The following is a 26,091-nucleotide window of genomic DNA, read 5'->3' as shown; positions in this document are numbered from 1 at the left end:
ATGAGCTTTGCGACAACGTACTTCCGAATTTTGTCCGCTGAACGATTGAAAATGGGCAAATCGCCCATATGGCTCCTGATTCTGCTGAGTCCACTTATTACGCTGCTCATCGGACTGTTGTCCACGCCATCGGGAAATTGGCAGGTATTGATGACCACGATGGTTTTCCTGCACGGATTGTTATTGTTACCGATGCTGACTGGTGTGTTTACGTCCTTTGTCTGCCGTTTCGAACATGCAGGTGGAGGGTGGAAGCAGATGCTGGTTTTACCGCTCACACGTTCAGGCGTATATGCAGGTAAACTGACGATTGTGCTCATGCTTCTGGCGGGTACGCAAGCATTGTTGCTGATGTCCATTCTACTGGCAGGCATGATTCACGGCATTACGATGCCAGTACCTTGGGGATTCTTGACGAGTAAACTGCTGCTTGGGTTGCTGGCCTGTGTACCCCTGGCTGCCCTGCAGATGTTCGTTTCATTGGTGTGGAGCAGCTTTGCCGCACCGCTCGCACTGAATTTTGCACTGACCATACCGAATATTCTCATTGTAAACTCGGCGACGTACGGGCCATATTATCCATGGGCACAACCGATGATTCTGATGACACCCGTGGACGGCGCGGGTTTCGGAGCCTACAACGTTCCACTGATGACAATGCTGACGGTTGTTGGAGGCAGTGCTGTTATTTTCATTGGAATCGGAATGATGTATTTTGCGAAAAAAGAAATCTGAATAATCCGTTACACACTTGGTTATCGTAATCAAAATCCTCTTTAAGCAAAACATGCAAAGCTCTATTGTATGTATGCTTCAGGAGGATTTTTTCTAATGTCTGACCCACCCATCATGAATGGTCAGCTCCCGAATGATTTTGGCTGGTGCCCCGGCTACAAGTGTATTTTCGGGTACATCTTTGGTTACCGTGCTTCCTGCTGCCACAACTGCATTTCTGCCAATGGTCACTCCGGGCAAAATAAGCGCGCCTGTACCAATCCAGGCATTATCCTGAATCACAATCCGCTTGGCAGTCTGGCTCCCGTCATCCAGCGAGTCAATCCGGTGATAGGCACTGTCGAATATGCTAGTTCGAGGACCAATCATGACGTTATTGCCGATGGTCACTTCAACGTTAGCGGCAATCCCGACTCCTGCATTAATCATGACGTCATCGCCAATGGTTAATCGCGCACCTTTGACCACGGTTAACTGGGTCCCCCAAGGTTTGCCTATGATGTTAAGCCGTTTTCCCACCTGTAAGTCACCCAATCTATTCAGATAAACCTTACCCCTGATTCGTGGCAGCAGGCCCATAGAGGGCTGGATTTTACCAAAGATGGCCAAGCCTCTTAGTTTACCGTAAGCAATTTTAACTCTGTTGGGCAGCATGATTCATCCGTCCTCTCCGTAGTTGAAAATCGTTTTTTTTTAACGATTATAGCCTTTTTGATACAAATTGTATCGTTAATTTTATATCAAGGCATCGCAAGAGCAGATGATCTCTCTTTCCTTGAGAAGATTTGCTTCAGGCGGGGGTCGGAGTCATCCTCTCACCTCACTAACGAATCTGAGGAGTCTTAATCAAGGATTTGAAGTGATCTCAGAAATCTAAGGAACTTGAGACATGTTATATCCAATGAAACAACCGTTTGCAGCGTTTTTGTCAGGAGATTATGGGGATTAACGTGTCTGATGTTCTTTAAAATTTTAAAAGGGGACCTGGACACCAAATAAGATGTCCTGAGTTCTTTAGAAAATCGTTTAGCCATTCGTCAGAATCAGCTGACTCGGAATTGAACTTCAAGCTTGTTAGAGGCTTAATTTGATCCTTGTATAAATTGTAAAATCAAAATTCCAAGTATTACATCACACATCATGTGAATTGAATCATAGATTGTAAGCAAAATGAGACGAGAATCTGGTAAAATAAAAAAAGCTGTTTCTAGGCAGGCTTACATGGTTATTCGAGGGTAGGCCCATTTTTGTAAGGGATAATTAATCCCTGCTGTTAGATGAAGATATTGGCTGAGAAAAGAGGGGTAAGCCTTGGATATTAATAAAACGGAAACCCTGAAGCGCATTATTTCTGAGGGAAGTTCTTACCAATCACTGTTTTTTAACCATCCGGATGCCATTTATGTAATGGACATCCATGGAAACTATATTGATGCTAATCCCTCGGTAGAGCGGATATCTGGGTATACACTGGATGACTTGATTCGTATGAATCAGAGTGAGATCTGTCCTCCGGACAGTGAAAATTCACGCAAACAATACATTAAAGAGGTACTGGCTGGACGTTCAGTCAGTAATCCCATTACTTTTTATCATAAAGATGGTTCCCTGAAACACGCAGAAATAACGTATGTGCCTATAACGGAGGGAAAAGAAGTCGTAGGAATCTATGGCATTGCCAAAGATGTTACCGATATCCTGGAAGTGCAACGTGAGCTTAAGGAGGCACAGGAGAAATATCAGGTGCTGGCTGACCATGCACAAGATCTGATTACAACTTGTGCTACGGATGGCGAGTTGTTATACGTCTCCCCTTCCGTGTACACCCTACTGGGTTATAAGCCAGATGAAGTCATAGGAAGGTCCTTCAAGGATTATTGTTATCCGGGAGATTATCCGGACCCTATGGATCTTTCCAAGATCGGCAATGGCTGCAAGATGCGTGTGTTGCACAAGAAGGGACATTATATCTGGATGGAGACATTGGCGAAGCCTGTGGCTGGAGAGCGTGGCAAGAGTGTCCAGATTGTAAGCATCAGCAGGGATATTACCCAGCATAAGGATGCGGACAGACGTCTTCGAGAAAGTCGTCAGCGATACAGATCGTTGTTCGAATATAACCCGGCAGCTGTGTATTCATTGAATCTGGAAGGTAAATACAGCGCAGTGAACAGCAAACTGGTGCAAATGCTGGATATTCCACGCAATAAGCTGATTGGCCAATCTTTTTTATCTAATCTGGATAAATGCGAAGTTCAATATGGCAAACATTATTTTGACATGGTGAAGCAAGGCGAACCGCAATATTATGAGACCCGAGTCGTTAATTCAAGTGGTCGGAAGATTGAAGTATCTGTTACGAATGTGCCCATTATTGTGGATAAGGAAATGGTGGGCGTCTATGGGATCGTGTCCGATATTACCGAGCGCAAGGAATACACGGAACGGATTCAGGAGCTCAGCAAGCAACATGAGCTAATTCTCAACACGGTTACGGAAGGAATATTTGGTTTGGATGCGGATGGAATCACCATGTTTATGAATCCAGCAGCAGCTTCGATGTTCGGTTATGAGGCGAAAGAATTCATTGGCAAAAACTCACATCCTATCATCCATCACACCCGTGCAGACGGAAGTCATTTGCCACAAGAAGAGTGCCCGATCCACATGACTGTGTTGGATGGACAGAGACGTTCAATCAAGGAAGATGTATTCTGGCGTAAAGATGGCAGCAGCTTTCTGGTGCAGTATCAGGTGACGCCGATTATTGAACAGGGACAGATTCAGGGCGCGGTGGTTGTATTTAATGATGTGACTGGCGAACGTGAAATTGTACGTGCCAAAGAAACAGCTGAGCTGGCGGCTCAGGCCAAGTCAGAATTTCTGTCGATGGTTAGCCATGAGATCCGGACACCGATGAACGGGATCGTGGGGATGACAGAATTGTTGATCGGTACCGATTTATCGGAAGAACAGCGTGAATATGCCGAGATTATTCGAGACAGCGGCGATGCTCTGCTGAACATCCTTAATGATATTTTGGACTTCAGTAAGCTGGAATCCGGGAAAATGGCACTGGCTTATGAACCATTTGCATTACGCAAGATGCTGGAACAGGTTGCCGAACTGTTTAAACCGCGTGCAGATGAGAAACATCTGGAGATCAGATATCGCCTCAATCCGAGCATCCCTGAGTTCATGGTTGGTGACGCCATACGTATCCGGCAGATTCTGGTGAACTTGGTTGGTAATGCGCTCAAATTCACAGATCAGGGAAGCATTGATGTTGCCGTGGATATTATCAAGGGTAGAAAGCCTGAAGACAGCGTTCTTGATTTTGCGGTGCAAGATACGGGAATTGGCATCCCCGCTGACAAGCTGGATCAGTTGTTTCAGTCCTTCTCTCAACTACATCCGGTGATTAACCGGAAGTATGGTGGTACCGGATTGGGACTGGTCATCTCCAAGCGACTCGTGGAGATTATGGGAGGCAGTATCAGTGTCGAGAGTATAGAAGGGGAAGGCTCAACCTTCCGGTTTGCTGTTCCTGCGGCGAGTGTAGATGCTTCAGCAGAACAGACAGCAAGTCAGTTCCATCATGATCGTACACGTCAGAGTGATAAGGTTGCCATGCGTATTCTGGTGGCGGAGGATCATCCGGTAAACCGGAAGATTTTGCGAGAATATCTGGAGAAGCTTGGATACCAGGCAGATGTGTGCACTAATGGCGTGGAGGCGATTGATGCCATCTCTCAGAATGCTTATGATATTGTCCTGATGGATATTCATATGCCTGTGATGGATGGACTGAAGGCGACAGACCTGTTACACCGCCTAATTCCACAGGATCGCATACCTCCAATCATCGCAGTTACAGGCAATACCAAACGTGAAGATAAGGAAGCTTGTCTGGAGATTGGAATGCGTGACTTTATTAGCAAACCGGTTATGCTGAGTGAGTTGAAGCGGGTGTTACAGCAATGGGGGCCAAGGGACGAACCTCAGCTTGCACCAAATTGAACAACTACTCAAATCAATTTCATAACTTACTAAAATAGATTTTTGTAACTAAATATAGACAAAATGAACCGTTTTGATCTATATCTAGCCTTGATTGGAGCAGCTGAAGGTATTATGAATTTGATTCATCTGGCTGTGAAAATAATACACACAAACACGCCAATAATCCTCCACTGATGGAGTGTTATTGGCGTGTTTGTGTGGACAGGCTTTTGAAGTTGAGCTGAAGCGTATGCAGTGATCTGTATACGAATGAGTTATGCCAATGTCAGGCGATTAATGTTACCAGATAATATTTCACAGGAGCTGTTGAATTTCTCACGTTCCGCTGCATCCAGATGCAATTCGATAATCTCTTGAATACCATTGCCACCGATGATTGCAGGAACACCGACGCAGACGTTGTGTTGCTCGTACTCTCCGTCCAGAATAGCCGATACGGCGATGATCTTGTGTTCGTCATTGAGGATGGAACGAGTGATGTGCGCGAGGGCATTACCGATTCCGAATTGGGTAGAACCTTTACGGGTAAAAATCTCCCAGCCAGCATCCTTTGTTTTGCGTGCAATATCGTCCAGATCCAGATGTTTGAAGCGCTCCTTGTGCTGATCCATGATGTGCATAATCGGTTTGCCACCGATGGTCACATGAGACCAGGCTACGAACTGGGATTCTCCATGCTCCCCGAGGGCATAACCGTGCACACTGCGTGGATCGATGGAGAAGACTTCAGACAGCAGCGTTTTAAGCCTTGAAGAGTCAATGGACGTTCCTGTGCCGATGACATGCTCACGCGGCAGACCAGATAATTTCCATACCATATAAGTTACTATGTCAACCGGATTGGCAGCGACGACAAAAATCCCGTTAAATCCACTTTTCATGATCGGGACCACGATGTCTTTGGCAATCGATTCCGCTTCCTCCAGAATATCCAGCCGTGTCTGTCCTGGCTTGGGATTCGCTCCGGCAGTTAAGACAATAACATCCATATTGCCACAATCCGCGTACGTGCCTGCATATACCTTGGTGCGGTTATGTGTGAAGTCCATACAATGGGAAAAATCCAATGCCTGTGCTACAGCACGGTCATACGTCCGGTCCACCATCATAATTTCCCTGCATATCGATTGATTAATCATGGAATACGCACAACTCGAACCGACAAGACCCGCCCCGATCACCGCTACTTTGCCTGATTTGCCTAACACTGCCGTTCAGCCCCCATTTTGATTGATATTTATTCGTCACTTACGCGTCCTATGTTAAGTATAGTCCTTTATTTTATGCTGGAATGCACTTCTACGTTACATAAGATAACACATGGAAAAGCTGTGCAGCAATGATATCCGCTATCGCGGGAGCGTATTGGAGTAACGGAGTTAACAAAATTGACATGAATTATTCATAATCATAAGATTTGACGGCGTTTGCACCTATGTCTTCGACATGACAGCATTCATGCTCGTTGTCGGATTGGGGGTTATTTATGCAGATTATATACCTGACAAAACTTCTTAGGAATCCGCAGAAACAGAACAAAACCGCCAAAGGGATCTGCCGAGGAGCTGACGAATACATACGGACAAGCAAAAGATAAGCATACTTGATCCATGAGACAGGTTGCCCCGATCCGATGATGGTTCCAAAAAGGAACGCTGAAGCCATAATGTTTTTATCCAAGAATCAATTTCATAACTCACTAAAGTTATATGAAATTGATTCCCAAAAGACTTCATTCCGGGAGGGAATTAATGATGATTGAAGAAGCAGGAGCAACGACGGAAACGGCCAAGAGCCTGGGCATAGGTGCCAGTACTCTTCGTAAATATGCGGCGGCACTGGAAGAACAGGGATACCGGTTCGAACGGTCCGCCAACAAATCCAGACTATTCAAATCCGACGACATCGAGTGCATTGAACGCCTGATGACCGAACTCAGAGAGCATAATCTACCCCTGGCTGATGCTGTGGTGACTGTATTGGCTCCAGAAGTACCTGTAGCTGTAGTTGAAGTAGATGTTCCGGTGGTGGGAATTGAAGGTCTGTCAGAGTCGGAATGTGCAGCGACAGTCATGCCATCCGTATTCCCTGAAGAACCTGAAATAATGGGTAATCTAAGATCCTATGAAGGTCTGGGGCAACTTGTAAGTGAGGTGACTTATGGTGCTGTAGAACAACAGCAGGATGATCGGGTACAGCTGCTGCAACAGCGGGTCGATGAACTGGAGCTGACCCTTCAGCATCTGGCGGAGACACATATGGCTCTCCAGGAACAGATGGAGAAACAGCGCGTGTGGATGAATGAGAAGCTGGAGGAAGAGCGGGATCGTGAACTCGTGACCAACTTGCGCAGCTTCCAGGGAAGAAAACGCAAACCAAAAGGAGTATCCTTGCGTATGTTGTTCGGGTTCCTGCCCAAGAAGCATAAGGAAGCTTGAGTGAGAGGCTCTTGCTCATCGTGATTTTGCATTATGGGCCTGATATAATAAGCTCCATACAACATGAAGACTGGCAACGGACTGCTCGGTATAGATAAAGACTGAGTGGATCAGGAAGCTGGCGTGGGAGGATCTGTGGAGCTGCGACGAAGTTGGCAAAGATTGCTTGGACTATGGACGGATCGTCCTCGGCGGGAAGGCATGACCATTGCTGAGCGTTATACAATACAGGAACTGCTGGGTATGGGGAGCTATGGGCTGACATACCTGTGTACAGATGACCAGAATGGCAGGGAAGTGGCGTTGAAGGAGTCCAAGCCTAGCAAGGGCAGACTCTCTGCGAAGCTGTTGGAGCGGGAGGCGGACGTGATGAGACGTCTGCATCATCCGGCGATCCCTGATCTATTGGATGTGTTCACATCCGGGAGACGAAGTTATATCGTTACCGAATATATTCGTGGACAGACGCTGGAAGATTGCATATTTGAGCAAGGTCTTCGATATACGGAGCGGGAATGTCTGGAATTGGCAGGTCAACTGCTGGCTCCGGTGGCTCATGTGCATGAGCAGGGATACATTCATGGAGATGTGCGGATTCCCAATGTTATTTTACGTGAAGGGACTGTACATCTGATTGACTTTGGCCTGGCGAGACGCTTGGGGGAGCCGTTGTTGCCGGAGCTGAAGCGACGTATGCGTGAAGTGCCTGAGCCTGAAGATGAACCGGCTACACCGGATCATGATCTGCAGGATATCGGCCACTTTCTTCTCTTTATGCTGTATTCGGCTTATGAGCCAGAGAAGGGCAGTGAACCCACCAGCTGGCAGGAGGAACTCAAGCTTACGCCGGAATTACACCAGATGTTGGAACGACTTCTTGGACTCCGTCCAGGTTATGAGGGTGGGGCGAGGGAGTTACAGGCAGATATGGAAAATGTGTTGCTGAAATTACCATGAAATAAGCTCTGTAGGCGGGCCTATATTTGTTATCCGTGACCTCTTCGTATGATATCTGTAGGGGTCTTTTTCCTTTTTGCTATATAGAAACAAATAAAGGGGTGTTCTGCTGGCCGTAAGTACGGCTAGCGAACACCCCTTTATTACATATTCATTTATTGTAGCGTCTAATAAACTGCTGGCACGATCATTGCTCTTTAAAAGCAGTCGTGAGAGCAGCTTAGCTGGAGCTGTATTTTCTGCTTTTGTAATACCCGGAGCCACTGCGGCTGTCCCGGTATTTCACATCCGAAGAAGAATAGCGCTTGTAGGAACGCTTGCCTGAGGAACTGCTGTGACGTTTATATGAGCGCCTGTCCGAGGAGCTGTAACGTTTGCGGTGAGATGAAGATTTGGAATCAATAAGTTTGCCGATAATCTTTTTGAACATGAGCTTTCACCCTTTCGACTTCAACTGTTTTAAGCATATACGTGGCTAGATCAGAAGGGGTTTCGAGTTTTTCATGGAAAATTGTATTCATTGGACAGGAGCTTGGCGTATAATAGGATGTTGCTGATTGTACGGAATTTTTTATTTTGAGCGTTTAGCGTTACAATAGAGGACAGGATAAGATTTTAACGGACAGGAGTAGTTATCATGATTACATTGAAGACCAAAGAACAGATTGAATATATGAAAAAAGCCGGAGAAATTCTCGCCGCATGCCATAGAGAAATTGCAAAGATGATTCGTCCAGGCATTACGACACAGGAGATCGACCAGTTTGCAGAAGCTTTTATGAAGAAAAATGGCGCTACGCCGGAACAAAAGGGATATAACGGATACCAATATGCGACATGTGCGTCGGTTAATGATGTGATCTGTCACGGGTTTCCGGGAAAATATGCACTGAAAGACGGCGATATCGTCACAATCGACATGGTGGTTAATCTGAATGGCTGGCTGGCGGATTCGGCTTGGTCATATGCCGTAGGTGAAGTGACTCCGGAAGCACAACATCTGCTGGATGTAACCAAAAACTCTCTCTACAAAGGAATTGAACTTGCCGTGGTGGGCAACCGGATCGGGGATATCTCCAATGCGATTCAAGTGTATGCAGAAGGTGAAGGCCTATCGGTTGTGCGTGAGTTTATCGGACACGGCATTGGTGAGAAGATGCATGAGGAACCACAAGTCCCTCACTACGGTCCGCCTCATCGAGGTCCGCGTCTCAAGGAAGGCATGGTTATTACGATCGAACCGATGCTGAATATTGGTACGTTCCGAAGTAAGCTGGATTCAGATGGATGGACTGCTCGTACTTTGGATGGAAGTCTGTCTGCCCAGTATGAACATACGATTGCGATTACGGCGGATGGTCCAGTGATTTTGACAGCACAATAATAGCCAAAAGCAGCTACAATGTGACGATATTTGCATATTTCAAGGCGGCCCACGTTTGTGAACCGCCTGTTTCGGTTTAAACTATTAAGAAGTGATAACACAGAGCCAGTGGTAAGTGATCTCAGCTGACAAGGGTTAACCTTGCGTCCACTTGGCAACAAGGAGGTAATTTTGGTGTCTTTAAATAAACAGATCGTACTTGCTTCTCGTCCCGAAGGTGCCCCATCCAGAGAGAATTTCAACTTCATTGATGCACCTCTTCCTGAACCGGAAGCTGGGCAAGTCCTGGTACGTACATTATATTTGTCGGTCGATCCGTATATGCGGGGCCGCATGAAAGATACAAAATCCTATGCTGCACCGTACGCGTTAAATGAAGTGATTAAGGGTGGAGCCATTGGACAGGTTGTGGAATCTTCGGAACCGAATCTGCGCAAAGGTGACCTCGTATCCGGTATGTGGGGCTGGCAGCAATATGCCGCAGTGAATACGGCTGATCTTTCGCTAATTGATACCGAAGAAGCACCAATCACGGCTTACCTGGGTGCGCTGGGCCTGACGGGTCTGACGGCTTATTTTGGTATGGAGGACATCGGCAAACCGAAGGACGGCGAAACGGTTGTTGTATCGGGAGCAGCCGGAGCGGTAGGCATGATTGCTGGTCAGATTGGTAAAATTGTGGGAGCGCGCGTGGTTGGTATTGCAGGCTCTGATGAGAAATGCGCTTATTTGAAAGAAAAGCTGGGCTTCGACGTGGTGTTGAACTACAAGAAGGAGCAGGATATGTCAGCGGCCATTGAACGGGCTTGCCCGGATGGTGTAGATGTCTACTTTGACAATGTGGGCGGTGACATCTCGGATGCAGTCTTGCGCCACATCAATCGGAATGCACGTATTCCGTTATGCGGTCAGATCTCATCCTATAATCTGGAGAAACCGGATATCGGGATGCGCCCACAGACGTTGCTGTTAACAAATACAGCATTAATGAAAGGTTTCCTGCTGGGTGACTATACGAAATCCTTCAAAGAAGGCCGCGCCAAGTTGGCGAAATGGATCAAGGAAGGTCATATCCAGTATGAAGAAAACATTGTGGATGGGTTCGAACAGACGCCGGAAGCATTCATGGGCCTCTTCTCGGGAGATAATCTGGGCAAGCAGCTGGTTAAGGTTGCAGATCCTGAATAGATATTGAATGGTTTACATGTACTATTAGTTTGAAAACGAAAAGACACGTTCTGCACACCGAGGGTGCTGCAGAACGTGTCTTTTTATCTGTAAATCTGTGCGTGGTCTATGTAGGGTGACTAGTGTTCGGCGACCAGCACTTCTTTGTAGTGTTTGTACATATATACACGCCAGCGTACAATCATGCCAAAAGCCAGCAGGAAGAACAATCCGCCCGTTTGCGGGATGCTTACATATCGCTGAATGACTTCATGCAGGATCAGACGTACGGCCAGCAATCCAAGCAAGATAAAAGCAAAGCTACGAGAACGTGTGGCAAAAATTTCTTCGCCTACTCGTTCAAACCGTGTACTGCGAATGAGGGGATAGGAGAAGAGGAACCAGCCCACCAGAAACGCAATGTATGCCCAGAGTAGAGGAACATGAGTTTCCGGTACAACAAACATAAGAAATCCTGTGCTCATGCCGAGCGGAGGAATAAGGATTTTGCGAATGGTCACCGGTCTGTGACTGGCTTTCATGCGGATGAAGATGGCAAGCAGTGCCATGACGAGCATGCCCACGGTTGCTCCGATTTGCAGGTAGTACGGACTGATTTGAGCCACGTAGAACTCCCTCTTTCTGGAATAATATGTTATCCGGAGATCCGGAACTCAGTACGAATTGCCGGAATTTTCAGTTCCTATTATATCACAAACGTAGAAAGCCGATAGAAAGCTTAGTGTATCATATACCCGATATGTATTCACAGGGTGCATTTGAAAATTTTGTATTATTGTGCCCGTTGTAAGGCCGTTTATTCGATTAAGGGGAAATCATGCAATGATTGGACAACAATGGATGTATTTCAAGCTTATAGGCTCACATCATAGAGGGTGGCTTGTGGGTAATACAGATTGGTTAGTACATGTGGTCAGCCTTGTATGTGCAAGTGTACTGGCTTTTTTGCTGATTATCTACGGTTACATCTTATGGATGAAATATAGCAGTAGGCGCAGGGAAAAGGTTAAGACGGTACTGATGCAGGAATTAATTTCTGAAGATTCGGTGCTACAGCGGTATCTGGGCCAAGGAGAAGTAAAAGTAGACTTATTGAATATGAGTGGAGATCAACAGAGTGTTTTGCAGCAGCTGTTATTGCAACGGCTCACTCAAGGTCCGGTAGAGCACGAGACTCTGCGAATTCGTCTGTTATCCTGGCAAGTCTTTGGAAGTTCATACCGGTCGGTTTTGAAGACGGGAAAGTGGAGTGAACGGGTCAACACGTTGTTATATATTGAACAGTTTCATATGGTGGAGCTCCTGCCCAGGTTAGAGGATATGCTAAGGGTTACCTCCTGTACGCCGCTTGAACGCTTCATCATTTTGCGCATATATGCCAGAACCGGTTATTTCAGAATCGTGAAGGAATTGATGCGTGAGCAATATGTATGGTCCGATTCGCAGTATCTGCAGATTCTGCTGTTGCTTACCGATTCATCCTGGACTCGTCTTAAGGATCATTTCAAGGAGGTACCTTATCAGGTCCAGTCTAATATCGTACATGCCATTCGTATTCGGGATGACCAGACGGAGGGTGCTGTTGTTCTACTGGAGAAGCTTATTCTTGGAGAGGATGCATTGCTGCGTACCTACGCTTATCAGGCATTGGCTCAAGTGGGCAGAGGTCGCGAAGAGTTGCTGAAGGGGCTATTGCTGGTATGGAACGAATCTGGCGAGGAAAGGCAACGCTCTGAAAGACTAACAGTGACCCAGCTTATGGGCACTGTTCATGCGGATGCTTTTATTCCTAGACTGAAGGTAATGATGGGTGATCCTTCTTTTCAGATCAGACAGGAAGCGGCGAACTCCCTTGCCCGGTACGAGCAGGGACTTGAAGAACTCCGGGATACGGCTGTAAACCATCCGGATAGATATGCAAGGCAGATAGCGGAAGAAACGCTGGAAAGGATGCAGTATGGACGAAAGATGGATTGAGATGCTGCGGAGTTTTGTTTTGGCATGTTACGAGGGTATATTTATCTATCTGGTGCTTGCGATTTTGACGTGCAGTGTTCTGGTAGTTGCTGCCGCTCGCACATTGATCCCGAGAAGGGATCTGGACCCGCTGCAATATCACGAGATGTTGGATGAAGAATTGGCTCCGGCGGTATCCCTGCTTGTCCCCATGCGTAATAGCGAGAATACGATCGTACAGCGAATTAATTGTCTGCTGGATATTCAGTATTCACGCTATGAAGTGATTATCATTAATGATGGATCAGAGGATGGAAAAATGCCACAGTTAATAGAAACCTATGATCTGATGCCGATTCGGAGTAAAGTTCATTACTCGGGACTCGGTCAGGAGACGGCTCAGATTAAATGTGTCTACCAATCCAGGCTGCATCATCGTCTGATTGTGATCGACAAGGCGTATGGAGGACGAATGGACTCCTTGAATGCAGGTCTGAATATCTCGCAATATCCTTATATCGCCTCAGTTGGACCCCGGACATTTCTGGAACGGGATGCATTGGTGAAGATTATGAAACCCGTTATGGATGCTCTCCCAGGAGAAGAGGTCGTTGCTTGTAGTGGACGAGTAGATCTCATGGCCCCCAGAAATACGGATCAAACGGATTCAGCCGACAACAGCACAAAACTTACGGGCAGTACGTTGTATGTTATGCAGACCATTGAATACGTGCGTGCTTTTCTGATTAGCGGTGTGGGACTCGTTCGTTATAATATTAATGTGCTTTTATTTACAGCAGAAGTATTCGGTGTATTCAAAAAGAACCGGGTGATGGAAGTTGGGGGTTACAAGAGCGATGACCAGGTTGCTCACATGGAACTGGTAATGCGGTTACAGAAACATATGAAGCAGATCCGGGAACCTGGCCGTATTATATATATTCCCGATCCGATCTGCAGGGTAGAAGTACCTGGTACATGGCGTAAGCTGTGCAGACAGCGTATCGGTTGGCACATGCAGCTTGCAAGCAGTCTATGGACTCAGCGGAGCATGATCTTCAATCCGGCCTATGGCTGGATGGGGATGGTATCCATCCCGTATTTTATTTTGATCGAATTGCTGGGACCTGTGATGGAACTGGGAGCGATTTTGCTGTTCATCTCAGGCATAGGGCTACAATTGGTGGATATCAACCTATGCATCATTCTCGCTCTACTGCTGACGCTCTATGGTTCACTGTTGTCCGCAGGTATGGTAATGTTCGAGGTATGGTGTTCACGCAAAGCGTACACGTCAAGAGAGGTGACGCGTCTGTTATTGTATGCTTGTTCGGAGACGTTCTGGTTCAGACCACTGAATAACATATCCCGTATATATGGCATGTTGCAGGCTATGGGATTGCGGAAGGCAGAGGAAAAGGACAGCAGACATGGATTAGGGTAATCTAACGACCGATCCTGACAATACCTTGGAACAGAGCAAGGAGGAATACGCTTCATGAAAAAAAGTTACAGGCCAGCCACGATGTGGACGCTGGCTTGTTTTACAGTGGTATCAGTGGTGCTGGTTGTCCCCTGGATTATGTGGCAATCCCAGGCCCCGGTTCCACTGAACATCATGATTATTGACAAGAGCAGACCAGACTTATCCTATCAGGGGCACAAGGGGTTGGTTTGGCTTCTGAATCAACAGAAGATTGTACAGCACACAGGGGAATACTACTCGTATGAAGAGGATTATTACGGCTATGATCTTCAGGACGGGCTTCCACGGATGAAACAACTGCTGCCTGATGAGGTGACGGATACGGATCTGATCTATCTGACGGCGAATCGGAGTAGTCTGTCTGCACACAAGAATGAACGGAAGCAAGACGAAATTTATGAAGGATTAACGATATATGATGTGCAGAAGATCCGTGAGGCTGCTTATAAAGGGGTAACGGTTGTCGCCGAATATAGTGCATTGGCAAATACGGCTTCGAAAATGACCAGAGAGCAGCTGTATCCCATTTTGGGAGTGAACAGCAGTGGATGGCAGGGGAAATCGGTATCTAATCTGCAAAGTATGGAAGAAGTCCCCCGGTGGGTTCGGGCGAATTATGAGCAGCGGGAGAAGAAGAAATGGTCTTATCACGGAGCGGGTATGCTGCTGATCCATATGGATGGACAGGTCATGGTACTGGAGAAAGGTCCGGATGTGAAGACAGGCAATATACAGATTGCATTTACACCGGCAGGCAGCGATTGGAGCAGTATAACCCAGGATATACATTACAATGGCTGGTTCGATATCATTGTCCCGCAACAGCAGAATTCCATACTGGCCTGGTATAAGACGGATCTGACGGAGACAGGCGAGCAGAAGCTGGTGGATGCAGGAATTCCCGCGGAATTTGCTGCACTTGTCCGATATGACGACTATAATCGGTCGTATTACATGGCAGGGTCATTCGGAGAGATGAAGCATTATTCTTTTTGGCGCCGAATCCGGGGTTGGGAGGTCGTCCGGTCCAAGCTTACGCCAGATCAGAAAGATGTTCCGGACATGTTCTACTGGAAGGTGTATGTGCCCGTGATGAAGCATATTTTGAATGAAGTGCAGGATGGACGGCAACAATGGCCATAGGGTGGGTGTAAAGAAAAACGTTCGGATGGAGAGCAGGTAGTGAAAGGCCGTTCTTCTGGAGTGAGGACCGGGGATGTACATATTAGAGAAGCGTGTAGATGTGAGGGGCAGAAGTTTTGAGCGGAGCACGATATGTATCAGGCGGAAATTGAATTGCAATGTGTAATGCGATGCCGCTATGGCATCATGAACTGAAGTAACATATGTAGCAGACTCTAACGAACGTAGCGCGTCTTATTCGGCCTAATTTGCTACGTTGGTAGATCTAACGAATCACAGACACGTTAAATGATGGAATATGCTCATTTTGCCTGTCCCACTGCCAGTTTTCTGCGAAATAGGGTGTGTGGGGTTCGTTAGATTTTTCTATCCGCTCTAATTGGTGTTATAGCGTGTCCTGGGTTCGTTAGATTTTGGCAAGAAGGTGGAACAGCAACGTAAAAAGGACTGCAGCGAATCTGCAGTCCTTTTTTATGATACAACCCGTGCGTACTAGTTTTCGTGAAGATGCCGGAGTCCGTGCAGAAATGCGGATACGGTCAGACGCAGACTTTCGTCCGGATCAAAGTCCATGCCGAAGCCGCCTTGTGCCTCAATGGAGGCAAATCCATGGCAGAGGCTTCGCAAACCACGAACGGCGTGTAATGCTTCCGCTTCGGTTAGTGGGTAGGGCTGCAAGCTGTGCAGCAGCAACTCCAGCGTGGCTGTGCTGGCCGCGGCGAGCTGTGGCTCCTCGCGGTCCGGGGCATGAAATGAGGCTTCGTACAGCCCGGGGTGCTCGCGGACGAAGCCAATGTATGCCGCAGCGATGGCCTGGATGGCATCATCGCCAGTGCGGTCAGCAGTAGCCGCGGTTAATGCGCGGCTGAGCTGTTGTACGGACATCAGCGCCATTTCCTGGCGAAGCCCGGGAAGTCCGCTGATGTGGTTGTAGAGCGACGGCGAGCGCACATCCAGCCGCTGGGCGAGTGCGGCCAGTGTCAGCGCCTGAAAGCCGTCGCTGTCAGCAAGCTGGGCTGCGGCGCTGAGCAGAGCGCCGCGATCCAGCCCTTGCCGGGGGCTCATCGTTGCCCCCCGGCAAGATCGAACCGCTGCTGTGCATCAGCGGTTGCCGCGCGCATGGCGCCCGCGGGCTGGCGCAGCATCCGTCCGTGGCCTACAGCCAGCACGGACGGTTCCAGCTCCGCCAGGCGCTTCGCGCTGGCCAGAGCCGCTTCGCGGTTCCACGTTGCCAGCGCGGGGAACGGGAAGAGCGGGCGCACGCGGCCGGATACGGCAAGGCCGCCGTGCAGCTGGTACGCGTCGCCAGCGATGAGCACGCGGCTGCGCGTATCCATGAAGGACATATGTCCCGGCGTATGTCCTGGTGAGGCAATGGCGACCAGTGAACCAGTCTGGTCACCGTCATCCAGCAAGTGGTTTGGCTGGGTGCGCACCGCTTTGGGCTTGGGCACGCCGCCGCGTACCGGGGTTGGAGGCTCACCGGGAAGAAGGGAAGTATCACCCGCCAATAGCCGTGCATCCCGTCTGGAGATGAAGACCTCAGCTTGGGGTAGTGCCTCTTTGAGACGATCCAATGCACCAATATGATCGCTATGAGCGTGAGTCAGAATGATCTTGGTAATGGGTTTTCCAAGGGACTGGGCAGTTGCCAAAATCCCCTTAAAACTGAACGGTATTCCGGCATCAATCAGGGTTAATCCATCTTCCTCTTCAACCAGATATACGTTCACAGGGAAGAGTCTTGGAAAAAACGTAACTTGAATGACATCAAACTCTCGGGTAATGCGCATCGATAAACCCTCCTTAAAACTAATGATATTAGTATAATAACTAATGGCATTAGTTTTAGCAATACTTGTTGTTCATTTTATTCAAATAAAAAAAATTTGAAATAATGATTCACTTTACAAAAAAAGCGTTTTCAAATTGAAGATTACCGATTATAATAATCACGTAAGCCCTTTCATATGTCTATCTTATTGGAGCCCTTCGCGTAGCGGAAGGCTCACTTTTTTTGTCTTTTTTAGATTAGAATGAAGACGGGATGTTAATCCCAGCTTAATTGTGTTTATGAGCTGTAAGTATTGGTATAACAGGAAAAATCACGTTTGATCTCCATCCTGGTTGAAAGTTGACAAACATAACTGTTATTCATATAATGACAGTTATACTTACCTTGGGTTGGAGTTCATCGGTGTTGTAAGCCGGGAAGGAGTAAGTTATGAACAGCGAATTTACCATAGCGGTACATTGTCTTGTTTTTCTGTCGATGAGAGATGAGTGTATGGCCAATAGTGAAGATTTGTCCCAGAGTGTGGGTACACACCCGGCCAGAGTCCGTAAGGTACTTAGTGTTCTGCGCAAGCATGGTTACTTGACGACCAAGGAAGGTGCTCATGGTGGGTACTTGCTTAGCCGTCCAAGTGAAGAGATCAAGCTTGGAGAATTATACAGACTGGTAGCTGGTGGCTCACTCGGTCCCAATTGGTGCTCAGGGGAGTCCGGTTCATCGTGCGTGGTATCTTCCAATATGCAGGATGTGATGGGGAACATATATAACGGAGGCGAAGAGGCGCTCAGCGCTTATTTTGACCGTATATCCATTCAGGATGTGAAAGAGCGTATAGGTCATGGGGAAGCGATAACCTTGTCGCTGAATGGATTGCCTGCAAAGGAGAAGTCCTGACGGAGTCCACAACGAATGGTTCTTCATGACATGGCCTTGGTTTAGTCAGGCATGGTGGACAAGTTATGGTATTGGCGTGTGCTCCGGTGAAAGATCCATTGATGTTCTCAGGCGATTCCGGGCATAACGTGAACACAGATGGGGAGAGATCGTCTGCGCTGATGTTATTTTCGGAAGGCAAATCCTTGGTAGAGTAAACTTCGAGATCACCTTGCGGAAGTAAAAGAAGAATAAACAAATTAGATTCTGGGGAGTGGAACACATGTCAGGCATTGAAAAAAATGAAACACTTCGCGTCATTAGCGAACGCCATGCTGTCAAAAAGTACGAAAAAGGGTTTGAATTGCCTGAAGCTGATCTCAATGCGATTCTGACAGCAGCTGCGGAAGCACCATCTTCATGGAACCTGCAACACTGGAGATTCCTCGTGATTGAATCCGAAGCAGACAAAGCGAAATTGCTGCCAGTTGCTTACGGTCAAAGTCAGATCGTGGAAAGTTCGGTTACGATTGCTGTTCTCGGAGATTTGGAAGCAAACCGTAACACGGTAATCTACGATCAAGCTGTTGAAGCAGGCGCACTGACTGCTGAGGTTCGTGACGCATTGGTTGGACAGATTAACGGTGCTTACCAAAGCCCGCAAATCGCTCGTGATGAAGCGATCCGCAATGCATCCTTTGCTTCCCAAAATATTATGCTTGCTGCACGCTCCCTGGGTTACGATACATGTCCAATCGGTGGATATAATCCACAAAAACTGATCGAAACATTCAACATTCCTGCACGATTTGTGCCAACGTTGTTGATCACTGTAGGTAAAGCGGCACAGCCAGCTCGCCCGTCAGGACGTTTGCCGTTGTCTGAGGTTGTTGTTAAAGGTTCTTTCTAAGTTAGAGAGTTAAATCTGATGATTTTGCATCAGTGATATAAGTATAATACAAACAGCCGCACTTTCCTGTTGATGGAAAGTGCGGCTGTTTGGCATATTGAGGGTGTATGGAAAAGTCCAAACTCACTTTAGTGGTGACTCCAATAGATCAGATTCCACACTAAAGTGAGTTCGTAGCTTCCAACATGAAATGATTACTTCTCAGGTGTTTCCGGGATTTGTGGTGCATGGAACGATTCCATGTACTCGATTGCGTTATACATCATCACTGCTGCTTCGGCACGGGTAATCGTTTGTTTGGGATTGAAGTTTCCGTCGGCATCCAGTTCATTGATTTTGAGAACAAGTGAACGCTGAATGGCACCTTGATACTCTGGCGTAAGTTCCTGTTCGTCGGTAATATCCACAGGTTTGATATTAATCATTGGCAGACCGCCTTTGGCCTCGATGCCTTGCATCAGGAACAGTGTGAATTGTTCACGAGTAAGCGGTTTGGACGGATCGATACCCTGTGACATCTGGATGCCATTATATTGCGCGCGGATAAATGCATCACTGTACCATACGCCATCTTTTACAGCAGAGAAGTAGTCACTTGGTACCGGCATTTTGATAAAACGAATCGTGTCCAGATTCAGATTCAGGCCGTCCGCAATCAGTTGAATGCCCTGAGCGGTATTTAACTCCAGTTCAGGTTTGAACAAGCTGTCACTCACGCCTTTGATGAATCCATCTTTATGGAGAGATTCGATTTTGTCAGCTCCTGCGATACCTTGAATATCCGTGAATTGGGCCTGCGCCGCGTTGATCGGTCCTGCACTTAGAGACAGCGTGAGCAGAGCTCCCGCAGTTAATGTAGCAAGTATATTTTTTTTCATGATAGGTTCGCCTCACTTTTCCAGGGATGATCCCTTTATATAAAAGTTATTTGCCCCTATAGACGACCCTTCTGTTCAAAAGGTTGCTGCAATTTTCCAACTGAAATTCATAATCATTCAGAAAGGGCTAAGTGAAGGCACTGCATCTATCCTTTGGATTTATTCCGATAATCCGTGGGTGAACGTCCCATCATTTTGCTGAACAGACGGGAGAAGTAGTACGGGTCTTTGAACCCAAGCTCCGAACTGATCTGCTTCACGGTCCAATCGGTAAAATCCAGATAGCGGCAGGAATGCTGAATCTTAAGCCGCAGGAAATAATCGATGGGCGAATGCCCCGTAGCTTGCTTGAATAACTGAGAGTAATGAGGAACAGACAGCCGCGCATGAGCCGCCAGTTCCTTGAGGGTGATTCCATTCTCCAGGTGCTCCAGCATATATTGAACGGATTGTTCAGCCGCACGTTTGCTGCTCACGATCCCGCCATCCGTTCCGGTTGTCTCCGGTCCATAAGCGAGCATGCCAAGCATATAACCGATAATCTGGGAGGCATATGTCATCGTCTGCATGGAGTAACCCGTCTCTAACGCGCCGTAACATTCATGGAACAGCTCAAGCCATTTTTGAGCCTTGGCCGGTGGCATGGTAGTGATATGATGGGTTAACAATGGTTCTATGTAGGTTAAAGCGTGTTCCCCGCGCAGATGAATCCAGAAGATGCTCCATGGTTCAGCTGTGTTGGCACCATACACATGAGGAACGTGTGCAGGCAATATGACGAGGTTTCCCGGGCGGACATCATATGTCTTGCTGCCATCCATCGTATACCAGCCTGTGCCTTGGGCACAGTACATCAGAATGTGTGACTCACAACCATCGGGACGGTCTCGGTAATGATGCTCCGCTTCGTGAAAGTAACCGATATCGGTAACGTATAGTCCGGACGTGACCGGATAAGCTGCGGTTTCTTGCAGCAGTGAGTCCGGAAGCACAATGAGTTTTTGCATACGAAATCCGTCAGATTTACGCTGTAGGGGTGGTCTGTTGTTAGGTCTCATACTTTGTATTATGGTGAGAGGGGATAGGGGAGTCAATGCCAGATATGAGAGCGCTCACCGGGGGTTGTTCTCAATATAGAAAGCCACGTTACAGGAAGTGAAGCAGTTGCCCGTGAATTGGGTAAGTACATACCAGTGGGAAGAATCAGACCAATGAATATATAGGATAAGGGAGAGATTAGATATGGAACCAGTCACAACTCAGGAAACACTTTTCTATACAGGTACGTATGCGTCAGCGGATGAACCAGGAATATTCCTATGTGCGTTGAATACGGATTCAGGAGAGATGCGGATCGTCAATCACATGGATGGCGTGGATAATCCGTCTTATCTGGCGTTATGCCCAGATGGAAACTGTCTGTATGTGGCGAGTGAGACGGACGAGGGAGAGGTGTTGGTCTATCGTAGAGATGCAGCAACGAGTGAGCTGCACCTGATGGATCGAAAACAGACCAGAGGGGCTTCTCCATGTTATGTGTCTGTCTCCACGGATGGTCAGTGGGTGTTCTCATCCAACTATAGCAGCGGCAGTGTCAATGTATTCCCGGTTGGCGATCAGGGGACGCTTGGTGAGATGAGTGCATGGGTGGAGCACACGGGAAGTGGAATCAACGAAGAACGGCAGGAAGGGCCGCATGCACACTCCATTCAGCCAGATCCGTCCGGGCAGTATGCTGTCGTATGTGACCTCGGTCTGGATCAGATCATTGTGTATCGGTTGGAAGAGGGACGTCTGGTAACCCATCGTGAGATGGATCAGCCACCAGGCGCAGGGCCAAGGCATCTTGTGTTCCATCCCAACTCGAAGTGGGCATATGTAATCAACGAATTGAACAACACCGTTACGGCATTCCTATACGATGAGCGCAGAGGGGAGTTCACTACGGTGCAGCACATCTCCACACTTCCAGAAGGGCACAAAGGAGAGGGGACGGCTGCAGACATCCGTATATCTCCATGTGGACGTTTCCTGTATGCATCCAATCGGGGAGATGACAGCATCGTGCTCTATCATATTGACCAGGAGAGCGGCGAGTTGGAAGCTGTAGAGTGGACGTCTACGATTGGGCAGACACCGCGTAACTTTAATATTTTGCCAGGTGGGATTCTGGTCGTGGCAAATCAGGACAGTAATAACCTCGTAGGTTTCCAGATCAGTGAAGAAGACGGACGCCTGACGCATAACGGGTTCAAGCTGGAACTGCCTCGTCCGGTATGTATTGCTCCTGTGGTATAAAAGTTGTAATACGGTGAAGAGAACGTGAAATACTACATCTAAAAAGTGGTCTAATAAGCTGTGAAATCATGGAGAAACACATGGTTTTACAGCTTTTTTAGGCTTTTTATGCGATTAACTTGAAAATAGTGGCAATTATCACATTTTTTTATTGACCATCGTTCTAATGTTCATTATGATCAGGATATATAGGGGTAAAACCTAAAATCTGGATGTTGCACGAAGGGTGGTGCTTTCCTTGGAACCTGCAAATTCAATTCGGGAGCAATTAACCCAGTTTATCGAAAAGAACAGCATGACGCTCACCCGATTCTCGGAAGTCTCTGGCATTAATACAGGCACAATTAGTCGTATTTTACATGGGAATCGTCCCATATCCGTGAGTCAGTTGATTGCGATCTCATCAGGAATGGGCGTGGCAGCGGATCATTTTTTTTCCGACTATGTGGAAGAATGTTTTGCTTATTCTGTCTCCATGCGGCGAATCAGACCGTTTATTCTCCGAAGTGCGGAGTTGAATCGGCTGGATTGCATTGAGCAGATTCTTTATCGGCTACTGGACGACCTGGATTATGCGACAGAATTATTTGAGATGGCTGAACAATTATTTGAACAAAATCAGCGGTCTGCCGCGGCATTGTTATATAAGAGTGTGAGTGAAGTTGAGAAATATCAGCATTCTGAACGGCTCGCGATGTGTCAGTATCGGTTGTTTTTAATTGGACAAGGAGAGAACCTGGAAGAAAATCTAAGGACAGCTATCTTGTTCGAGCCTTATGTTGACCGGTTGGATGAGGGATACCAACTGGACGCGCTGAAACATTTAATTCATGTGTTTATGGCAGTTCATAAATGGGATAAAGTAGATGGTTTAGCGCAAGAGATGTACAAATTAGCGAAGATTTTCTATGAGTCTAAACACCTTTCTAAACGAAGGGAACACCACCATGAGAATCACACCGAACGCCCACTCTATACTTATATTTTATATGCTTGGTTGATTCGATCCACAGTTTATGAGGAGTATGGAGATTATAAAAAAGCTTTGGAGTTTGTATCGTTGTATGCATACGGACAGGGCTGGTTACAGGAACAGGATGAAGAATCAGAGCGCATACAGCAACAATTTGGGGAATGGGCTACAGCTAATACCTATCTCTACCGAATGTTATCTGGAGAAAGGGAGATTGTTCACGAATACGCGGACTACATCTCGAAGTATCCTGATGAAATTTTTTTAGCTTTACGTTACATGATACAGGCAGCCAATCGGTTTGACTGGAACATTGATGACATTTTGGATCGCTTCTCCGAACATACGCCTTTACGTACCTACAAGACTGAGTTTGGAGATTATAATAAACGTATTATTAATGAAAGTTATGCGCGGTTTTTAAGTGATCTAGGGATGTACCAACTTAAGAGAAATCGTAATGATGCAATGAATCTTATTCTTGAAGGATTGCAAATGTCAGTTAAAATAAATAGTGATCGAAATATTATTACATGTATGACATTATTTGAGCAGTACAGAGATCAAGCTGATCCAGAAGCAAAACAGAAGTTCAAATCCTTATCAAGTGAGGTGCAACGGCTCAATGCGAAAAAAAACGTCTTTCTTGCTAACCATTTTTAGTGTTACAGTTACAATCTGTCCAATCATTCATGCCTTAATGGGCCACGGAGCAGGCGGAGTGTAAATTTAAGAATTCATTCAAAAAATTACGAAGTCGAAGGAGAAATCCTTCGGCTTTTTTATGTACCAATCATTCAATTACTAAATTAGACCTATAGATGGAATTATATGTTTAATTTAAAATGAATATATTAAAGCGCTTACATGAAAAGATGGCGCTACAAGGGCATCGGGCTTACCAATACAATTGGGGAGGCAATTGTTTATGGGGAATCGATCATCATTGTGGAAGCGCACATTACGTACAGCGGGAGTATCCCTGCTGAGTTCCGCGCTACTGGTTACTTCGTTTGGTCTTGGCAACACGTCGGTAACACATGCAGCAGGTGCAAGGCAGATGGAATATCTGGATCGCGGTGTGGTGGCTGTGAAGACCGGGACAGGTGTGTTTGTCAGCTGGCGGCTTCTGGGAACGGAAGGTTCGAATGTATCGTTTAATGTCTATCGGGATGGAACCAAAGTGAACGCTACGCCCATAACAAACAGCACCAACCTTCAGGATGCAAGCGGGACAAGCAGTTCCAAATATACGGTTCGCGCTGTCGTGAGTGGAACGGAGCAGGCTGCTTCAGCGGCAGCAAGCGTATGGGGCAATAACTATCTATCTGTACCGCTCAGTGTACCCGCAGGTGGGACAACGCCTGATGGAGTAGCCTACACCTACAGTGCCAATGATGCCAGTGCAGGTGACCTGGATGGTGATGGTGAGTATGAATTGATCGTGAAGTGGGACCCTTCCAACTCCAAGGATAACTCCCAGAGTGGTTATACCGGGGAAGTGTTTATCGATGCCTACAAATTAAACGGTACACGCCTCTGGCGAATTAGTTTGGGCAAAAATATCCGTGCCGGCGCTCACTACACCCAATTCATGGTGTATGATCTCGACGGTGACGGCAAAGCCGAGGTTGCGATGAAAACAGCCGATGGCACCAAGGATGGCACTGGTGTGGTCATCGGTGATGCCAGCAAGGATTACCGCAATTCCAGCGGTTATGTATTATCTGGCCCCGAATTCCTGACGGTTTTCAATGGGCAGACCGGCAAAGCACTCTCCACGGTGAACTACGAACCGGCGCGTGGCAATGTGTCTGACTGGGGAGACAACTACGGCAACCGGGTGGACCGATTCCTTGCCGCCATTGCGTATCTGGATGGAGAGCGTCCAAGTCTGGTCATGGCGCGTGGATACTACACCCGTACCGTACTGGTAGCTTATAACTGGCGGAATGGACAGCTGACCAAACAATGGACATTTGATTCCAATACGTCCGGTAACTCAGGTTATGCCGGGCAGGGTAATCATAATCTGAGTGTGGCGGACGTAGACGGAGATGGGAAAGACGAGATCGTCTATGGTGCGATGGCGGTGGACGATAACGGCAAAGGATTGTACACGACAGGACTTCATCATGGCGATGCCATGCATCTGAGTGACCTCGACCCGGACCGCCCTGGACTTGAGGTATTTCAGGTTCATGAGACACCGTCCAATGCCGGAGTGGAATTCCGTGATGCAGGCACAGGTCAATTAATCTGGGGAGTCAAAACAACAAAGGATATTGGACGCGGCATGGCGGCAGATATCGATCCAAGATATAAAGGCGCTGAAGTATGGGCAGACGGCAGTCTGTACACAGCCAAAGGGCAGAAACTCGGCACAACCCTGCCTTCCTCCACGAATTTTGGAATCTGGTGGGATGGTGATCTGCTCCGTGAACTGCTGGACAGCAACCGAATCGATAAGTGGAACTATGCCAATAACACAACGATGAACCTGCTCACCGCTTCCGGCGTATCTTCGAACAACGGAACCAAGTCTACGCCGAATCTACAGGCCGATCTGTTCGGGGACTGGAGAGAAGAAGTGGTATGGCGGACGAATGACAGCTCAGCACTGCGGATCTATACCACAACAGCAGTTACGGACAAACGCATCTACACGCTGATGCATGATCCAGTGTACCGTCTTGGCATCGCTTGGCAAAATGTAGCCTACAATCAACCGCCGCACACCGGTTTTTATCTGGGAGAAGGCATGAGCACACCACCGGTACCCAATATCCGGTATGCAGGCAGATGAGGAATGGACAAGATGTGACCGTCCAATTCCGTTCATGTTTACAATAGCCAGCGAAGCATGGGATTCGCTGAAGGGAACAACGGATGATGGTTCGTTGTTCCTCTTTTTTTGCCAATAGCCCAGAAATACGGTAAAAATCGGAAAAAACGTTTGACAGGTATATAGACTGCCTTTATTATACGTATATAACTTACTAAACAGGTAGGAATAATAAAAATGAATCTGTTTTCATTGTGAAAACGGTCATT

The 26,091-nt window shown here is 47.3% G+C and carries 22 protein-coding genes; 14 read left to right on the top strand and 8 right to left on the bottom strand.

Annotated features, from left to right (window positions below; all coding sequences use genetic code 11):
• Positions 1 to 735, top strand: a complete 735-nt coding sequence (locus tag NSQ38_RS02395; protein WP_339786747.1) for an ABC transporter permease — start codon at positions 1 to 3, stop codon at positions 733 to 735.
• A gap of 93 nt (positions 736 to 828) precedes the next feature.
• Here NSQ38_RS02395 and NSQ38_RS02390 read toward each other — a convergent pair whose 3' ends face one another.
• Positions 829 to 1,389 carry a DapH/DapD/GlmU-related protein gene (locus tag NSQ38_RS02390; RefSeq protein WP_091038205.1) on the bottom strand — a complete coding sequence of 187 codons (561 nt, stop codon included), beginning with the start codon at positions 1,387 to 1,389 and terminating at the stop codon, positions 829 to 831.
• A gap of 657 nt (positions 1,390 to 2,046) precedes the next feature.
• On the opposite strand from NSQ38_RS02390, the gene NSQ38_RS02385 reads away from it, so the two are divergent.
• Positions 2,047 to 4,755 carry a PAS domain S-box protein gene (locus tag NSQ38_RS02385; protein WP_339786744.1) on the top strand — a complete coding sequence of 903 codons (2,709 nt, stop codon included), beginning with the start codon at positions 2,047 to 2,049 and terminating at the stop codon, positions 4,753 to 4,755.
• Between the two features lie 257 nt (positions 4,756 to 5,012).
• Here the strand turns inward: NSQ38_RS02385 and NSQ38_RS02380 are convergent, their stop codons facing one another.
• Positions 5,013 to 5,966, bottom strand: a complete 954-nt coding sequence (locus NSQ38_RS02380; protein WP_339786741.1) for an L-lactate dehydrogenase — start codon at positions 5,964 to 5,966, stop codon at positions 5,013 to 5,015.
• 543 nt (positions 5,967 to 6,509) lie between these two features.
• On the opposite strand from NSQ38_RS02380, the gene NSQ38_RS02375 reads away from it, so the two are divergent.
• On the top strand, positions 6,510 to 7,196 hold the full coding sequence (locus tag NSQ38_RS02375; RefSeq protein ID WP_338590414.1) for a hypothetical protein: 687 nt from the start codon (positions 6,510 to 6,512) through the stop codon (positions 7,194 to 7,196).
• A 105-nt stretch (positions 7,197 to 7,301) separates the two neighbouring features.
• Positions 7,302 to 8,153, top strand: a complete 852-nt coding sequence (locus NSQ38_RS02370; RefSeq protein WP_339786739.1) for a protein kinase — start codon at positions 7,302 to 7,304, stop codon at positions 8,151 to 8,153.
• Positions 8,154 to 8,373: 220 nt separating this feature from the next.
• On the opposite strand, the gene NSQ38_RS02365 is transcribed toward NSQ38_RS02370, so the two are convergent.
• Entirely contained in the window at positions 8,374 to 8,583 is a 210-nt protein-coding gene (locus NSQ38_RS02365) for a hypothetical protein (RefSeq protein ID WP_017690946.1), read from the bottom strand.
• Between the two features lie 207 nt (positions 8,584 to 8,790).
• On the opposite strand from NSQ38_RS02365, the gene map reads away from it, so the two are divergent.
• Together map and NSQ38_RS02355 are read left to right on the top strand one after the other, a co-directional pair.
• On the top strand, positions 8,791 to 9,537 hold the full coding sequence (gene map, locus NSQ38_RS02360) for a type I methionyl aminopeptidase (RefSeq protein ID WP_211084250.1): 747 nt from the start codon (positions 8,791 to 8,793) through the stop codon (positions 9,535 to 9,537).
• Between the two features lie 174 nt (positions 9,538 to 9,711).
• On the top strand, positions 9,712 to 10,725 hold the full coding sequence (locus NSQ38_RS02355; RefSeq protein WP_076215938.1) for an NADP-dependent oxidoreductase: 1,014 nt from the start codon (positions 9,712 to 9,714) through the stop codon (positions 10,723 to 10,725).
• Positions 10,726 to 10,844: 119 nt separating this feature from the next.
• Here NSQ38_RS02355 and NSQ38_RS02350 read toward each other — a convergent pair whose 3' ends face one another.
• Entirely contained in the window at positions 10,845 to 11,330 is a 486-nt protein-coding gene (locus NSQ38_RS02350; protein WP_339786736.1) for a cytochrome c biogenesis protein CcdC, read from the bottom strand.
• A gap of 217 nt (positions 11,331 to 11,547) precedes the next feature.
• Between NSQ38_RS02350 and NSQ38_RS02345 the strand changes: the two genes are divergently transcribed.
• Genes NSQ38_RS02345 through NSQ38_RS02335 form a run of 3 tightly spaced genes read left to right on the top strand, consistent with a single transcriptional unit; the run spans position 11,548 to position 15,310 of the window.
• On the top strand, positions 11,548 to 12,702 hold the full coding sequence (locus NSQ38_RS02345) for a HEAT repeat domain-containing protein (protein ID WP_339786734.1): 1,155 nt from the start codon (positions 11,548 to 11,550) through the stop codon (positions 12,700 to 12,702).
• A complete protein-coding gene (locus tag NSQ38_RS02340; protein ID WP_339786732.1) occupies positions 12,683 to 14,125 on the top strand; it encodes a glycosyltransferase family 2 protein in 1,443 nt (480 codons plus the stop codon). Before NSQ38_RS02345 ends, NSQ38_RS02340 begins: the two co-directional genes overlap by 20 nt.
• A gap of 54 nt (positions 14,126 to 14,179) precedes the next feature.
• Positions 14,180 to 15,310 carry a hypothetical protein gene (locus tag NSQ38_RS02335; protein WP_339786727.1) on the top strand — a complete coding sequence of 377 codons (1,131 nt, stop codon included), beginning with the start codon at positions 14,180 to 14,182 and terminating at the stop codon, positions 15,308 to 15,310.
• A 492-nt stretch (positions 15,311 to 15,802) separates the two neighbouring features.
• Here the strand turns inward: NSQ38_RS02335 and NSQ38_RS02330 are convergent, their stop codons facing one another.
• Both NSQ38_RS02330 and NSQ38_RS02325 read right to left on the bottom strand, forming a co-directional pair.
• Entirely contained in the window at positions 15,803 to 16,375 is a 573-nt protein-coding gene (locus NSQ38_RS02330) for a TetR-like C-terminal domain-containing protein (RefSeq protein ID WP_339786724.1), read from the bottom strand.
• A complete protein-coding gene (locus NSQ38_RS02325) occupies positions 16,372 to 17,103 on the bottom strand; it encodes an MBL fold metallo-hydrolase (RefSeq protein WP_339786720.1) in 732 nt (243 codons plus the stop codon). The genes NSQ38_RS02330 and NSQ38_RS02325 overlap by 4 nt, the downstream gene beginning before the upstream one ends.
• Before the next feature lie 431 nt (positions 17,104 to 17,534).
• Here NSQ38_RS02325 and NSQ38_RS02320 point away from each other — a divergent pair, with 431 nt between their 5' ends.
• Together NSQ38_RS02320 and NSQ38_RS02315 are read left to right on the top strand one after the other, a co-directional pair.
• On the top strand, positions 17,535 to 17,999 hold the full coding sequence (locus NSQ38_RS02320) for an Rrf2 family transcriptional regulator (RefSeq protein ID WP_091038227.1): 465 nt from the start codon (positions 17,535 to 17,537) through the stop codon (positions 17,997 to 17,999).
• Positions 18,000 to 18,261: 262 nt separating this feature from the next.
• Positions 18,262 to 18,888, top strand: a complete 627-nt coding sequence (locus NSQ38_RS02315; protein ID WP_076215923.1) for a nitroreductase family protein — start codon at positions 18,262 to 18,264, stop codon at positions 18,886 to 18,888.
• Between the two features lie 194 nt (positions 18,889 to 19,082).
• On the opposite strand, the gene NSQ38_RS02310 is transcribed toward NSQ38_RS02315, so the two are convergent.
• Positions 19,083 to 19,766, bottom strand: coding sequence for an S-layer homology domain-containing protein (locus tag NSQ38_RS02310; protein ID WP_282319572.1), 684 nt, complete (start codon positions 19,764 to 19,766; stop codon positions 19,083 to 19,085).
• Between the two features lie 146 nt (positions 19,767 to 19,912).
• The gene (locus NSQ38_RS02305; RefSeq protein ID WP_338590447.1) at positions 19,913 to 20,773 is read right to left on the bottom strand and encodes an AraC family transcriptional regulator; all 861 of its coding nucleotides are present in this window, start codon (positions 20,771 to 20,773) and stop codon (positions 19,913 to 19,915) included.
• A gap of 235 nt (positions 20,774 to 21,008) precedes the next feature.
• On the opposite strand from NSQ38_RS02305, the gene NSQ38_RS02300 reads away from it, so the two are divergent.
• The 3 genes from NSQ38_RS02300 (at position 21,009) to NSQ38_RS02290 (ending at position 25,843) form a co-directional block, all read left to right on the top strand.
• Positions 21,009 to 22,064, top strand: coding sequence for a lactonase family protein (locus tag NSQ38_RS02300; protein ID WP_339786715.1), 1,056 nt, complete (start codon positions 21,009 to 21,011; stop codon positions 22,062 to 22,064).
• Between the two features lie 379 nt (positions 22,065 to 22,443).
• Positions 22,444 to 23,700: a transcriptional regulator gene (locus tag NSQ38_RS02295; RefSeq protein ID WP_339786713.1), complete on the top strand. Its 1,257-nt coding sequence runs from the start codon at positions 22,444 to 22,446 to the stop codon at positions 23,698 to 23,700.
• A 397-nt stretch (positions 23,701 to 24,097) separates the two neighbouring features.
• Positions 24,098 to 25,843, top strand: coding sequence for a rhamnogalacturonan lyase (locus NSQ38_RS02290; protein WP_339790369.1), 1,746 nt, complete (start codon positions 24,098 to 24,100; stop codon positions 25,841 to 25,843).
• The last annotated feature ends 248 nt before the right edge of the window (positions 25,844 to 26,091 follow it).

This window comes from Paenibacillus sp. FSL R7-0313, assembly GCF_037969885.1.
Lineage (GTDB): Bacteria > Bacillota > Bacilli > Paenibacillales > Paenibacillaceae > Paenibacillus.
Note: the sequence above shows the minus strand (reverse complement) of the source record. Positions and strands in the feature narration are given on the sequence as shown.